This is a genomic window from Brucella daejeonensis, from assembly GCF_014199265.1.
In the GTDB taxonomy this organism is placed as follows: Bacteria; Pseudomonadota; Alphaproteobacteria; order Rhizobiales; family Rhizobiaceae; genus Brucella; species Brucella daejeonensis.
This window is the reverse complement of sequence record NZ_JACIJG010000015.1, coordinates 1-13,516: the sequence shown is the minus strand read 5'-3', so window position 1 is coordinate 13,516 and position 13,516 is coordinate 1. Positions and strand designations below refer to the sequence as shown.

The window sequence follows — 13,516 nt, the reverse complement described above, 5'->3', positions numbered from 1 at the left end:
TACGCTGCGCTCCGGTTCTCAAACACCACCATTTTCGACTCCGCCAGCCCCGAAATCTCATCAGCTCTATGTGCGTAACTGGAAATGAAAAGCCCGCCATGAAGGCGGGTTTTTTTTATCGACGTTTTGCTTTCATGACCAGATAGACGACGCCAAGCAGGACAAACCAGAATGGCGTGATCTTCAAAGCCACTGCTGTGTCCGGTTTCTGGGCCAGCGCCCACAAGATGAAGGCAAAGAAGGCGAAGACCATCACGACCGCCGCGCGACCGCCGGGCATTTTGAAGGTCGATTTTTCATGCAGGTCCGGGCGTTTGCGGCGATATTGCAGGTAGGACGCCAGAATGATCGACCAGATGAAGATGAAGAGAAGCGCGGAGATCGTCGTGACGATGGTGAAGGCTTCGATGATGCTCTGGCCTGCATAAAGCAGGGCCACACCTGCGAGCAGGAAAACGCAGGAGAAAAACAGTGCGTTGACCGGCACCTGGCGCTTGTTGAGCTGGCCGAGCGCCTTGGGCGCCAGTCTCGACGTGGCAAGGCCATAGATCATGCGTGACGTCGAATAAATGCCGGAATTGGCGCTCGACGTGGCCGAGGTCAGCACCACGAAATTCACCACATGGGCCGCGATGCCAAGGCCAGCCAGCGAGAACATGGCGACGAACGGACTCGAATTCGGGTCGACCTCATCCCAGGGGATCACGGTGATGATGACGAACAATGCGCCCAGATAGAACAACACCACGCGGATGGGGATCGAATTGATCGCCTTGGGGAGATTGCGCATAGGGTCCTTGGTTTCGGCTGCTGCCGTGCCGACAAGTTCGATCCCGACAAAGGCGAAAACGGCAATCTGGAACCCGGCGACGAAACCGAGGAAACCGTTCGGGAAAAAGCCGCCGCGATTCCACAGATGTGTGACCGATGCCTGTTCGCCGCCCGGAAGCGCGAATCCGGTGATCAGCATATAAGCGCCCGCCAGGATCAGCGCCGCAATGGCGACGATCTTGATTAATGCGAACCAGAATTCGACTTCACCGAAATTGCGCACGGTGGGCAGATTGAGCGCCAAAAGAGTGGCGATCAGGCCGAGCGCAGGTACCCATAGCGCCAGTTCCGGGAACCAGAATGAGACATAGCCGGAAACGGCGACGACATCTGCCACGCCTGTTACGATCCAGCACAGCCAGTAGGTCCAGCCGGTGAAGAACTGTGCCCATGGGCCGAGATAATCGCCCGAGAAATCGGCGAAGGAACGGTATTCGAGATTGGAAAGCAGGATTTCGCCCAGTGCGCGCATGACGAAAAACAGCATGAAGCCTATCGTGGCATAGACGAGCAGGATGGAAGGACCAGCCAGCGAAATGGTCTTGCCCGAGCCCATGAAAAGCCCGGTGCCGATGGCCCCGCCGATGGCGATCAGTTGCAGATGTCGGTTGGACAGATTGCGCGCGAGATGGGGAGCCTCGTCCCGTTTGTGATCGACGGGAGGCTTGGATACGATGTTCATTCAAATGCCTCTTGGGTTGGGCGGACGCTGCGTGATCCGTTTGCGCGTGAGATATGCGACGCTGCACCCGTATCTGTACGCTCCATGGGCGAACGAGGCTTCCTGATAGACGATGGAGCCGCCGCTGTGAACTCCCTCAAACTTGGCAATTAGAATCATGCGGGCAGGGAAAGATGCAGCCGCTCATGGCGGCCTTTGTGCGTCCAGATGGACGCATGTCTTTCCCCGCGTAGGCGGTTCCCACTTTCGGGAGACTTTAGGGATTTATACCCGCGCGCGGCCAGGTGAAATCGTCGGCGCGCCCCGGTGAGGGCTTGTTGCCGGTCGGGGCCGGGCGGGCAGCTTGCGGGCGCGTCGGAAGACTCCCGCCAAGCAGAACACCGCTCTCATCCCTGTCGATGTCACGCAGGCTCATCGGCGCTACACGGTCGACCGGTCTGGACGGGTCGTGCCTCTCGGCCGCGGGCAGGGGTTGGTCTTCCGCGTTGCCGCCGCCGAGATAGGCGCGCAGCGGCTTTTCTGCGTAAAAGGCCAGCTTTCGCTTGCCGGCGGAGGTTATATTGATGCCGTCATTGCCGCGCAGGCGGGCAGTCTGGCCATTAATATCAAAGCCGGTTTGGGTAAAGTTTCCGTCTTCATCGACGAACCCGTCCCATACGTCGGCAAATTTACCGCCCGCTTTTTCGGTGGCGCCGCGATAGAATTCGTTGAGGGCCAGCATATCCTGCGACATGCCTCTCGGGCGGAAAGGCGGCTGTCCGATCCAGACGAACGGAACGTGCTTGTCGCCGATCGACTTGACGAAGGCTGCGACGCGTTTTTGATATTCCTCGTTCCATTCCGGCGAGCGCAACGGCAGGCCCGTGCCCTTGATCGTTATGGCCTGCCTGTCATTGGCGCCGATCATCACGACGACGGTGTCGGGCTTTTCCTCATCGACTATCCCGCCGATGTTTTCGGGCCAGTCGAAGTGATCGTCGCGCACGAAGCCGGAGGAACCGTTGACGCGCGACACGACTTTCAGGTCGGGGTCCGAAGCGAAAGCGATGTCGAGGCCTTCGGCAAGGCCGTTGCCGATGAAGTCGCCGACGACCAGTATCTTTTTCGCATCGGGCTTTTTCTCCACATAATCGACGGCGGGTGCTGCCGGTCGTGGCGCGGGGCGCGATGCGGGGGAGGTGGCTTTCTGTGTGCGTTTCGGTTTCGGTCGGGCGCGCCTTTGTACCGGGCGTTCATGCTGACGCCGCGGTTCTGCCTGTCTCGGGCCGAACAGCATGTCGAAGAGCGTTCGCGGGCGCTCCTGCGCGGACGCGGTGGCTAAACCGGAAAGCAGCAATGCCAGCGCTGCGAGCGCGATTGCGGCACTTTTTGCAAAGTCGCGTATATTGCGGTTTGCATTCATCCATCTCGCCTTTTGCGCCGATAGCACCCGCCCATGGTCAAAATCGATTTATACCCGTTTCGGTGCGGGTTGAAAAAGGAAATGGAGCGCATCGGGATCGAATGCGCTCCATCGAACGGGCGAGGCGAATTAGCGGCGGCGCAGAACCGACAGCACTTCCTTGCTTGGATGTCCGTCCGGTTGCAGCCCGTTGCGACTCTGGAAAGCCTCGATGGCCTTGCGTGAAGTCGAGCCGATCTTGCCGTCAATATTGCCGTCATAATAGCCGAGCGCCTTGAGATGTGTCTGCAACTCCAGCCGTTCGTCCATGGAGATCGGCGTGAAAGGGCGGTTCCAGTCCTGGCGCAGACCCTGATAGCCGCCGATGCGGTCGGCAAGCAGGCCGACGGCCAGCGCATATTTGTCGGCATTGTTGTAGCGCTTGAGCACGAAGAAGTTCTTCGTCATGAGGAAGGCAGGCCCCTGACGACCATCCGGCACTTTCAGCGTCGCCTTTTCGTTCGGATCGGGAAAGGTGCGTCCATTGGCGCGCACGAGGCCGATCTTCTGCCATTGGGCAACCGACAGCGAGCCGGACGGGAACTTGCGCCCCTTCGGCAACACGACTTCATAGCCCCAGGTCCGTCCGGGCTGCCAGCCATTGCGGTGCAGCAGGTTTGCCGCCGTGCCGAGCGCATCGGGAACCGAATTCCAGATGTCGCGCTTGCCATTGCGGTCCACGTCCACGGCATAGGCCTGATAGCTGGTCGGGATGAACTGTGTGTGGCCGAGCGCACCGGCCCAGGAACCGGAAAGATGGCCGCGATCGATATCGCCGGTCTGGAGAATCTTCATCGCCGCGATGAGCTGCGTGCGGCCGTATTTGGCGCGCTTTCGATCACCATAGGCGAGTGTCGCCAGCGAGCGGACGGCATCGCGCATGACATCGTCGCGCTTGAGGATTTCGCCGTAATTGCTTTCCATCGACCAGATGGCGAGCAGAACGTTGCGGTCGACCGAGAAACGCTGCTCGATGCGCTGGAGCCAGGGACCCCATTTGCGCGCCATGCTCTGACCGACCGAAACGGTGTGCTCGTTCACCCGGTTATCGATATAGTTCCAGACGGGTTCGGTGAATTCAGGCTGATAGCGCGCCTTTTGCAATACGACCGGATCGGGCGCATCCACGCCGCGAAATGCGCGGTCGAATGTGGAAGGCGACACACCGGCCTTGATGGCGACGGGGCGAAAACCGGCGACCCACTGGCGAAACTTCGCGTCGGCCAATGCGGAACCGGTTGTAAGGGTCGAGGCGAGCACGGCTATCACAACCGTTGCAACTGCCTTCAGCTTCAGCGTCTGTCCCACCGTGAATGGAAATCGCAGCATTCTGTGTTTCCCTTGTGCAATCAAATTTCGCCGATACCGGCGCGTTTTTATTCGATCCCCGTTTTGCTTGCTCGAGATTGCATTAACCACTTAATACCATCCCGTGTTGAGTTGGAGCCAGCATAAATTCTCGGACCGAACCGTCGAACGATCAATTTAGAGCCTGTCGGTTAGCAATTGGTTTACCATCGCGATTGTCCCGGAAAATTTGGCCGGAGTTTCGAACAATATTTGAATCAAGCAACATTAAGGTCGGGTCATCGAATGTGATGGGGTACTTCCTGCAATTTCTTAGTTCTTTAATGAAAAGGCCTTATTTGAACTCCAGTCGTTTCAATGCTTTGATAGCAATCCTAATTAAGGTTAGACCTTAAAGCGCTTTTGCCGAATGGTCGCATTTGGCTGCGAGTAATTCTAGTGAAGTCGAGGAGAGGAATGAGTTCGATCCGGAAAATCCGCAAGGCAGTATTCCCAGTCGCGGGCCTTGGCACCCGCTTCCTGCCCGCTACCAAATCCATTCCAAAGGAAATGCTGACGGTCGTGGACAAGCCCGTCATCCAGTATGTGGTCGATGAGGCGCGTGAAGCCGGTATCGAACATCTGATCTTCGTCACAGGGCGCAACAAGGCGGTCATCGAAGATTATTTCGATGCGCAGGTCGAGCTTTACTCCACGCTGGCCGAACGCGGCAAGACGGCGGAACTGGAACATCTTCAGGATCTCCAGCCGCAGCCGGGGACGACGAGTTTCACGCGCCAGCAGGTGCCTCTCGGCCTCGGCCACGCGGTCTGGTGCGCGCGTGAACTGGTCGGCGATGAACCGTTCGCCCTCCTGTTGCCGGACATGGTCATGCAGTCCAAAAAGGGCTGCCTGAAGGAAATGGTCGAGCTTTACGAAAAGACCGGCGGCAACGTCGTCGCCGTGCAAGAGTGCGACCCGGACGAGGCTCATAAATACGGCATCGTCGGCAAGGGCGCCGCCGTCGGCAGCGGCTTCGAGATCACGCAGATGGTCGAAAAGCCCGCCAAGGGTACGGCGCCGTCCAATCTCTACATCAACGGGCGCTATATTCTGCAGCCGGAAATCTTCGAACTGCTGAGCAAGCAGGAAAAGGGCGCGGGCAACGAAATCCAGTTGACCGATGCCATGCTGAAGCTTGCCGACGCCCAGAAATTCTTCGGCTTCAACTATCAGGGCCTGACCTTCGACTGCGGTTCCAAGGCTGGCTTCATCGAGGCCAATATCGCCTTCGCGCTGTGGCGGAACGATATTCGCCCCTCGGTGGAACACTCCATCGGCCACCTGCTGAATAGCGTCAAGCCCGCCTGAGAGCCTGAACCGAACAGCGACCTGTGCGTTTCGAACCCCGCTTTCCGCAAGGAAGGCGGGGTTTTTGATCCGGGTGAAACTATCGCTGGACCTTCACGCCCAGATAGATGCTGTCAGATTTATATTCACGGCCGGACACCTTGCTCGTCAGGAATTCATGGCGAAGCCGCGCATCCAGCCCGACGAAACGGTTGATCCAGTAGGTGGCGCCGATCTGCGCCCCGATCGTGTAGTCGGTTCCTGTACCGTCCTTGTTCTGGCGTATATTCGCGTCCAGCCTGCCGTTGAGGCTCAGATCGGAGCGAATCTGGCGTGTCACATCGAGGCTGGCAAAATGCAGGAGCGACCCGGTGATTCCCGGTGAGGTCGAGCTGTCGACCATGGTCTGCGCAAACAGACGCACGTCGGTGCCGCGCAGCGGGGACCAGTTCAGCGCCGCATTGATCGATGGACCGCTGACATTGCCGAGCCGTGGATCGTCGCTATTGGCGCGCATATAACCGGCGGCGAATTCCCCGTTCAGCTTCTCGCCCATATCGACTATCAGGCCGCCGCGCAGCGCGAATTGCGATCCGCTGCGCTCATAGCCGTTGCTGTCCACCTTTTCGTCGAAGATACGCTTGCCCAGTTCCACTTCGGCGAAAGGCTTGAGCGCGGCCGACAATGCAAAGCCGCCGCGCAGGGTTATGCTCGCATAGGTGTTGTCGCGGTCCTTCTGGCTGACGGAACCGCCGGAGGCCAGTTCCGCGTCGCCATACATGTCGTGTTCGACCCGGCCGGTCACGCCACCGAAGAGAAGTCCCAGGTCGCGTTCGACACCGAGTTCTCCGTTGAACGTATGCACGAGCGGGCGTTTCAGCGCACCCACGACCCCGTTGGGACTCGACGCGCTTTCGCGGCGCAGGCGATAGCCCGCGCCGGTATTGACCGTCGTCTGGTCGCCAAGATCCAGGCGTAGCCGGCCCTGAATATCGATCTGCGGTTCGGAGACGTCTTCGCCCGAAATGGACTTGCTCCAGGTGCCTGACGCATCGAGCATTGCCTGATGACGCGACCAGTCCGACTGTGCATTGAGCCGCAGGGTCGTTTCATTGAGCACGGCGCTGGAGCCTGACGCGCTGTTGTCGCCGTTGGTCGTTGCCCTTATGCCCTGTTCCAGCGATGGCCGCAGAATGAACGATCCGGTGCGAATGCCGACCGGCGCAAAGGGATCGGTTTCCTGCGTGCCGCCGCCGCGACCCTGCTCCGGCGCCTGACGAAGATTCTCCCGCTGGGCGCGGCCCGTCGCGTTGTCCGCTTCGGTATTGATGGAGCCGACACGCATATTGTCGGGCCCTGAAGTCTCGCGATCCTGCGGTAGGGGAACGGGCTGGGTCGCAGCCTGGCTTCCTGGCTGGGAAGCAGGTCCGGTCGCGGCGGGGGTCTCCGGCGGCGTATAGCCGTCGTCCGCCATGTCCGCCGCGTCCGCAGAGCCGCCCTCATAGCCGGGCGCGGCAAGGCCGCGGGTTGCGAGCGTTTCCGGCGAAGAGGCGGAAAGCACATCCTCGGCAACGCTTCCGCGCAGGTAGGCATTCTGGGCAAGGGAGGGGCCGTGACCGATTGCCATCGCCACGCCCGTCAGCAACAGGCATCGCAGCCTGCGGGCAATGGGCGTCGAACCGCCGGATAGGGCCTTGGCAAAAAGCATGTCGTGTTTTCAAACCGTCGCAACGTGGTAGACGAACGGTAAAGGCACATGGTTAATTCTTGGTTGCCGTCGAAGAACGAGCGGGTTGTTGAAATATCGGGATCGAACAAATGTTTGGACAACGCGCCACGAAGAAGTTAACCCTTGCCGCCATGGAAAAGCTCGACCAGATCCTCCCGCCGGCAGAGGCAGAAGCGGCCATCGCTTCGGCGCTGCGCACCATCAAGACTGAGAATGCGGGGCTTGCCGCGCTCGAAGACGCATTGAACGACGGTCTTTCCGGTCCGTTCGTCGAGGCGGTGAAGCGTATTGTCGCTTCGCGGGGGCGTCTCGTGGTCACAGGCGTCGGCAAGAGCGGACATATCGGCTCAAAGCTGGCTGCAACCTTCGCTTCCACCGGCACATCGGCATTTTTCGTTCATTCGGCGGAAGCCAATCATGGCGATCTTGGCATGATCGGGCGCGACGATGTCATTCTTGCCATTTCATGGTCGGGTGAAACGGCTGAGCTGAAGGGTATCGTCAATTATTCGCGACGTTTCCGCATCCCTTTGATCGCGGTCACCTCGCGCGCGGAATCCGCGCTTGGCCGCGCGGCGGATGTCGTATTGCTTCTGCCGAAAACGGCTGAAGCCTGTCCGCATGGTCTGGCGCCCACGACATCGACCATGATGCAGCTTGCCATCGGCGATGCGCTGGCGATTGCGCTTCTGGAAGCGCGCGGCTTTACGCCGAGTGACTTCAAGACCTTCCACCCCGGCGGCTCGCTTGGCGCCAGCCTTATCCATATCCGCGATATCATGCATCGTGGCGAGCGCCTGCCGCTTGTGAATACCGGTACGTCCATGCAGGATGCAATGAAGGTGCTGGCGCAGAAGAGTTTCGGCTGCGTCGTGGTCATCGGCGAAGGAGGCGAACTGGCGGGCATCGTCACGGACGGCGACATTTCCCGCAATCTGAGCCGCAACCTCGCTTCGCTTGCGGTCGATGACATCATGACACGCGACCCGAAAACGATAGACCAGAACATGCTGGCCACGGCTGCGCTCAGCACGATCAATGAGAATCACATCGGCGCGCTGATCGTGATCGAGGCAAACCGCCCCGTCGGGCTGGTGCATTTTCACGATCTGCTGCGGATTGGGGCGGCTTAAGGGAGTAAGTGAGTAGGGAATAAGGGAGTAGGTCAGGTTACACTTCGTGCTTGCCGAAACATACTCCCCTACTCCCCTACTCCCCTATTTCAATCTCCAGCGTCACCGGATCGAAAGCCACCACACGCACTTCCGTTCCTGCGGGCAGGTCGGGTCCTTTTATGCGCCAGGTCGTATCGTAGATGCGAATGCGGCCGCGGCCGTTGATGATGGGTTCCGTCAGCGTGGCCCGTTGGCCGACGAGTTGCTCGCCGCGACGGTTGAGCAAGGGTTCGTCGGCATCGTTGCCGCGCGAACCGAAAATACGGCGCCCCATCAGAACGAAAATCACCGCCAGAACCAGGAAGACGATGGTCTGTAACTGCCAGCCGAAACCTGCCGTCGAGGACAGCAGGAAGGCAAGCGCGCCCGTTACAAGTGCGGCAAGCCCGAACCAGATGAAGAAGAAGCCGGGCGCCAGAAGTTCGAGGATGAGCAGAACCAGCCCGAAAACGAGCCAGTTCCAGATGCCGAGACCGGCCAGAAATTCGATGATCATGGCGCCTCTCCGGTAAACGTTCAGCTGCGCCCGGCAGGGGGAACGCTGCGAGAGCGCGGGCGCGAGCTGGCTGGCGGCTGCGGCGTCGGATCGACTGGACTGCCGCCGTCGCCGAAGACTTCTTTCGCAATGGCGCCGATACCGCCAAGCGAACCGATGAGCGAGCTTGCTTCAAGCGGCATCAGCACGACCTTCTGATTCTTCGCGCTGGCGATATTGCCGAGCGCTTCGGTATATTTCTGTGCAACGAAATAGTTGAGCGCCTGCACATTGCCATTGGAGACGGCGTCGGAAACCAGCGTGGTTGCCTTCGCTTCCGCTTCGGCCAGACGCTCGCGCGCTTCCGCCTCGCGCCTGGCGGCTTCCAGCTTGCCTTCGGCTTCGAGAATCTGCGACTGCTTCTGGCCTTCCGCGCGCAGAATCTGCGCGTTGCGGTCGCCTTCGGCTTCCAGAACCTGCGCGCGCTTGTCGCGCTCGGCTTTCATCTGGCGCGCCATCGAATTGACGATATCATCCGGCGGATTGATGTCCTTGATTTCCACGCGGGTCATCTTGATGCCCCACGGTTGGGCCGCTTCATCGACGACGCGCAGCAGGCGGTCGTTGATCGCATCGCGATTGGACAGAAGCTCATCCAGGTCCATCGATCCCATGACGGTGCGGATATTGGTCATGGTGAGATTGAGGATCGCATATTGCAGGTTCGCCACCTGATAGGCGGCCTGCGCTGCATTCAGCACCTGATAGAAGGCGACGCCATCCACGCCGACAATGGCATTGTCGCGGGTGATGACCTCCTGCGTCGGCACGTCCAGCACCTGCTCCATCATGTTGAGGCGCGCACCGATACGGTCGAAGAAGGGTACGATGAGGCTCAGGCCGGGATTGAGCGTGCGCGTATAGCGCCCGAACCGCTCGACCGTGTAATTGAACCCCTGCGGCACGGTCTTGATGCCGGCAAACAGCGTCGCCAGAACCAGTGCGGCCAGAATGAGCAGCGTGATGTCGAAGCCTGTCATGGTGTTGTCTCTCGTCCGTTAGGGGAGTAGGTGAGTAAGGGAATAGGGGAGTATGTTTTTAACCTACTCCCCTATTCCCTTATATTACACCCATCCCGTCAATTCGCGGCGAACCAGCGTTTCGATCACCTTCATGCCGTTCTCGCTGTCGTTGAGGCAGGGAATATGGCTGAAGTTCTCGCCGCCACTTCTCATAAATGCTTCTGCGGCTTCATGGCCGATCTCGTCCACGGTTTCCAGACAATCGGCGACAAAGCCCGGATTGAGCACCGCCATCGACTTCACCCCCTGCCGGGCCAGCTCTTCCACGGTTTCGTCCGTATAGGGCTGGAGCCATTCTTCCGGGCCGAAACGCGACTGGAACGTCGAGCGGAACCGGTTTTCATCGAGGCCGAGCCTCTCTCGCAGCAGGCGTGACGTCTCAAGGCACTGCTGGCGATAGGGATCGCCCTTTTCCGAATAGCTCTTCGGGATGCCGTGATAGGATGCGAGGATCACTTCCGGCTTGAAGGAAAGTGTCGCCAGGTGGCTCTCGATGGAGCGCGCCAGCGCCTCGATATAAACCGGCTCCGCCTCATAGGAGGGCACGACGCGGACGCTGGGCTGGAAACGCTTTTTCATGAGCGCTTCGAAGAATTTGTCGTTCACCGTTGCCGTGGTGGTGGCCGAATATTGTGGATAGAGCGGGAACATCACGATGCGCTCGCAACCCTGCTGCAACAAACGGTCGGCCACGCTTTCGATGGAGGGCTGGCCGTAACGCATGGCCCAGTCCACGACGACATTCGGATAGTCGGCGAGCGCCGCGGCCAGTTTCTCGCCCTGCGCGCGCGTATAGGTGCGCAGCGGAGATTCATTCATCTCGCGGTTCCAGATGCGGTCGTAAAGCCTGCCGGAACGCTTTGGGCGGGTGTTGAGGACGATACCGTAAAGGATCGGATACCAGATGAGGCGCGGCCATTCGATGACGCGGCGATCGGAAAGGAATTCAGCCAGATAACGGCGCATCTGCCCATAGCCTGTGCCGTCCGGCGTACCGAGATTGACCAGGAGGACGCCGATTTTAGGAAGCCTTGCCTGCGCCTGCTGCCCGGTCGCGCTGCCGGGTTTCTCATGTACTCTGTCCATCTTACTCACCTTCCGACTCCTGTTCAGCCGGAAAACTAGAGAAAAAAAGACAAATTACAATCCTGACAATTGTCGCTGCCGAAATCCGGTCGGCGCGGATATTGGCCGCGCCGTGGATATTTGAAATTTACGCAGGATATCGGATGCTTATCCTGCGGCGCGGCGGGTCAGCGAGAAGCGCGAGCCGGAGGACGAGGTGCAGTTGAGCTGCGCCGGGGAAACGAGCGCGCAATTGACCTTCGACGTCGTGCCGCGCACGATGGAACGCATGTCGATTTCGACAAGCTGCGGCGACTGGTAACGATAGTTGCCTTCGGCCAGCTTTTCGTTGGTGTCGGTTGTGCGGGTTTCGAAGATGCCCCCGTTGAACGAGGAGGTGATGCCGTTCGGATCCACCCAGTTGCCTTCGATGCCGGCAGGCGCGCGCGAGACGACCGGGACATTGCCGCCAATCGGGCCAGCCGTTTCGCACGCGGCCAACGCCAGCGACATGACTGCAAGAGGGGCAATGATGCGGAAGCGTTTCATATCCATGCTCTCCATTCGGGGATAATGACGTGTGATGTATTGAAATCTACACGAAAACAAGCCCCATGTGTGAGGATAACGAAACTGTTGCGAAACTGCCTCAATGAAAACCGCCCGGTTTTCAGACCGGGCGGCGCCGATTTAACGCACCAGAATGATTTAGCGCACCAGAATATTGCGGAACTGCCACGGGTCCCTGACGTCTAGGTCTTCCTTGAACAGGTGGCTTCGGCCTTCCAGCGGCGTCCAGTCGGTGTAATAGCCGTTCACCGGCCCCAGATACTGCTTCTGGACCTCAAGGCAGCGGCGATAGTCCATCTCATCCGTTTCGACGATCCCGCTTTCGGGATTTTCCAGCGCCCACACCATCCCCGCCAGAACGGCGGACGACACCTGCAATCCGGTGGCGTTCTGATAAGGGGCAAGCTTGCGCGCTTCCTCGACCGTCAGTTGCGAGCCGTACCAGTAGGCGTTCTTGTCGTGACCGTAGAGCAGAACGCCGAGTTCGTCGCAGCCATCGAGGATTTCATCTTCCTCCAGAACATGCTGGACGGGCTGGGCCTTGCCGCCCGCGCCGAACATTTCGTCCAGCGACAGGATGGCGTCATTGCTTGGATGATAGGCATAGTGGCAGGTCAGGCGATAGTCGAGCTTGCCCTTCTTGTCGCGCAGCGTGAAAAAGTCGGCAATCGAAATCGCTTCATTATGCGTGACCAGCAGACCGTATTGCGCGCCGAGCGTCGGGCACCAGGTACGCGTGCGGGTATTGCCGCCCGGCTGTTCGAGGAAGATGGCGGCCTTGTTGCCCTTTTTCTGCTTGCGGGCATTTTTCGGCATCCATTTTTCATGGCTGCCCCAGCCAAGCTCGGCGGGTTGTAGGCCTTCGGCGATGAAACCTTCCACGGACCAGGTATTCCAGAACGTGTTGAAGGGCTTCGGCTCCCTGGCGCGCTGTGTGTCGCGCTCGGCGATATGAATGCCCTTCACCCCGGCCTTTTTCATCAGCTTCGCCCAACCGTGACGGTCTTCCGCCGCCGGTTCGGTAAAGCTGAGCTTCAGTTCCCCGGCAAGATCGACGAGCGCCTGCTTGACGAACCAGGACACCATGCCCGGATTGGCGCCGCAGCAGGAAACGGCGGTCGGACCGCCGGGGTTCCGGCGCTTTTCGGCGCGCACCGTTTCGCGCAGGGCATAATTGGTGCGCGACGCATTGTCCGCCTCCTCGTCGAAGTAGAATCCGAGCCACGGCTCCACCACGGTGTCGATATAAAGCGCGCCCTGCTCGCGGCTATAGCGCATAAGGTCGAGCGATCCCGTGTCGACCGAAAGATTGACGACGAAAGGCTGGCCTTCGACGCCTTTCATCAGGGGGCCGAGCACCTTCTTGTAATTGTCCTTGGTGATCGCTTCCTTGATGAAGCGAATGCCCTTGTCGTCGAGTATCTTGCGATTGGCCTCGCTGGGGTCGATCACGACCATCCGCGACTGGTCGAATTTGAAATGGCGTTCAATCAGCGGCAGGGTACCGCGCCCGATCGACCCGAAGCCGATCATGATTACAGGGCCGGTGATCTCGCCATAGACTTGCCATTTCGCTTTCGCCATTTTGTTCCTCTTCGCTGGGGCGGACGCCGGTTATCGGCAGTCTCGTGCCGGCACGATATCACAACTTCATAGAAAGGAAGAAACGTCACAAGTCCATGACATGCATGGATGTTCAAGTGGCTGTTTCCCCAAAACCCGCCTGCGTTGCGCTTAGAGCCTTTCAGGTTTTGACGGAAGCGTATCCGGCGCTTTCGAAGTAGTTTGAACATTCGGCTGGTTCGATGGTTGTGACGAGGTGGCCGATG

The 13,516-nt window shown here is 59.3% G+C and carries 11 protein-coding genes; 2 read left to right on the top strand and 9 right to left on the bottom strand.

Translation table 11 applies throughout. The features are described 5' to 3' along the window. Positions 1-115: 115 nt before the first annotated feature. The 3 genes from FHS76_RS16955 to FHS76_RS16945 all read right to left on the bottom strand — a co-directional run bounded on the left by FHS76_RS16955 (position 116) and on the right by FHS76_RS16945 (position 4,283). The gene (locus FHS76_RS16955) at positions 116-1,513 is read right to left on the bottom strand and encodes an amino acid permease (RefSeq protein WP_183655461.1); all 1,398 of its coding nucleotides are present in this window, start codon (positions 1,511-1,513) and stop codon (positions 116-118) included. Between the two features lie 256 nt (positions 1,514-1,769). Beyond that, positions 1,770-2,915: an SGNH/GDSL hydrolase family protein gene (locus tag FHS76_RS16950; RefSeq protein ID WP_183655458.1), complete on the bottom strand. Its 1,146-nt coding sequence runs from the start codon at positions 2,913-2,915 to the stop codon at positions 1,770-1,772. Positions 2,916-3,044: 129 nt separating this feature from the next. Further along, on the bottom strand, positions 3,045-4,283 hold the full coding sequence (locus FHS76_RS16945) for a lytic murein transglycosylase (RefSeq protein ID WP_183655453.1): 1,239 nt from the start codon (positions 4,281-4,283) through the stop codon (positions 3,045-3,047). A 435-nt stretch (positions 4,284-4,718) separates the two neighbouring features. Here FHS76_RS16945 and galU point away from each other — a divergent pair, with 435 nt between their 5' ends. Next, positions 4,719-5,612, top strand: coding sequence for a UTP--glucose-1-phosphate uridylyltransferase GalU (gene galU / locus FHS76_RS16940; protein ID WP_183655450.1), 894 nt, complete (start codon positions 4,719-4,721; stop codon positions 5,610-5,612). A gap of 79 nt (positions 5,613-5,691) precedes the next feature. On the opposite strand, the gene FHS76_RS16935 is transcribed toward galU, so the two are convergent. Next, entirely contained in the window at positions 5,692-7,299 is a 1,608-nt protein-coding gene (locus FHS76_RS16935) for an outer membrane beta-barrel protein (RefSeq protein ID WP_183655447.1), read from the bottom strand. A gap of 152 nt (positions 7,300-7,451) precedes the next feature. Between FHS76_RS16935 and FHS76_RS16930 the strand changes: the two genes are divergently transcribed. Further along, positions 7,452-8,453: a KpsF/GutQ family sugar-phosphate isomerase gene (locus tag FHS76_RS16930; RefSeq protein ID WP_183655667.1), complete on the top strand. Its 1,002-nt coding sequence runs from the start codon at positions 7,452-7,454 to the stop codon at positions 8,451-8,453. A gap of 76 nt (positions 8,454-8,529) precedes the next feature. On the opposite strand, the gene FHS76_RS16925 is transcribed toward FHS76_RS16930, so the two are convergent. The 5 genes from FHS76_RS16925 to FHS76_RS16905 all read right to left on the bottom strand — a co-directional run bounded on the left by FHS76_RS16925 (position 8,530) and on the right by FHS76_RS16905 (position 13,271). Beyond that, positions 8,530-8,991: an NfeD family protein gene (locus tag FHS76_RS16925; RefSeq protein ID WP_183655433.1), complete on the bottom strand. Its 462-nt coding sequence runs from the start codon at positions 8,989-8,991 to the stop codon at positions 8,530-8,532. A 20-nt stretch (positions 8,992-9,011) separates the two neighbouring features. After that, positions 9,012-10,010, bottom strand: coding sequence for an SPFH domain-containing protein (locus FHS76_RS16920; protein ID WP_183655431.1), 999 nt, complete (start codon positions 10,008-10,010; stop codon positions 9,012-9,014). An 84-nt stretch (positions 10,011-10,094) separates the two neighbouring features. Beyond that, positions 10,095-11,138 carry a ferrochelatase gene (hemH, locus tag FHS76_RS16915; RefSeq protein ID WP_183655429.1) on the bottom strand — a complete coding sequence of 348 codons (1,044 nt, stop codon included), beginning with the start codon at positions 11,136-11,138 and terminating at the stop codon, positions 10,095-10,097. A gap of 147 nt (positions 11,139-11,285) precedes the next feature. After that, positions 11,286-11,666 carry an outer membrane lipoprotein Omp10 gene (gene omp10, locus FHS76_RS16910; RefSeq protein WP_183655427.1) on the bottom strand — a complete coding sequence of 127 codons (381 nt, stop codon included), beginning with the start codon at positions 11,664-11,666 and terminating at the stop codon, positions 11,286-11,288. Between the two features lie 159 nt (positions 11,667-11,825). Further along, positions 11,826-13,271, bottom strand: a complete 1,446-nt coding sequence (locus FHS76_RS16905; protein ID WP_183655425.1) for a homospermidine synthase — start codon at positions 13,269-13,271, stop codon at positions 11,826-11,828. Between the last annotated feature and the right edge of the window lie 245 nt (positions 13,272-13,516).

What these genes read in the sequence shown, in the direction of transcription:
- FHS76_RS16955 (WP_183655461.1), bottom strand. Translation starts at nt 1,513, where the DNA reads ATGAACATCGTATCCAAGCCTCCCGTCGATCACAAACGGGACGAGGCT.
- FHS76_RS16925 (WP_183655433.1), bottom strand. Translation starts at nt 8,991, where the DNA reads ATGATCATCGAATTTCTGGCCGGTCTCGGCATCTGGAACTGGCTCGTT.
- galU (WP_183655450.1), top strand. Translation starts at nt 4,719, where the DNA reads ATGAGTTCGATCCGGAAAATCCGCAAGGCAGTATTCCCAGTCGCGGGC.
- FHS76_RS16920 (WP_183655431.1), bottom strand. Translation starts at nt 10,010, where the DNA reads ATGACAGGCTTCGACATCACGCTGCTCATTCTGGCCGCACTGGTTCTG.
- FHS76_RS16950 (WP_183655458.1), bottom strand. Translation starts at nt 2,915, where the DNA reads ATGAATGCAAACCGCAATATACGCGACTTTGCAAAAAGTGCCGCAATC.
- FHS76_RS16945 (WP_183655453.1), bottom strand. Translation starts at nt 4,283, where the DNA reads ATGCTGCGATTTCCATTCACGGTGGGACAGACGCTGAAGCTGAAGGCA.
- hemH (WP_183655429.1), bottom strand. Translation starts at nt 11,138, where the DNA reads ATGGACAGAGTACATGAGAAACCCGGCAGCGCGACCGGGCAGCAGGCG.
- FHS76_RS16905 (WP_183655425.1), bottom strand. Translation starts at nt 13,271, where the DNA reads ATGGCGAAAGCGAAATGGCAAGTCTATGGCGAGATCACCGGCCCTGTA.
- FHS76_RS16935 (WP_183655447.1), bottom strand. Translation starts at nt 7,299, where the DNA reads ATGCTTTTTGCCAAGGCCCTATCCGGCGGTTCGACGCCCATTGCCCGC.
- omp10 (WP_183655427.1), bottom strand. Translation starts at nt 11,666, where the DNA reads ATGAAACGCTTCCGCATCATTGCCCCTCTTGCAGTCATGTCGCTGGCG.
- FHS76_RS16930 (WP_183655667.1), top strand. Translation starts at nt 7,452, where the DNA reads ATGGAAAAGCTCGACCAGATCCTCCCGCCGGCAGAGGCAGAAGCGGCC.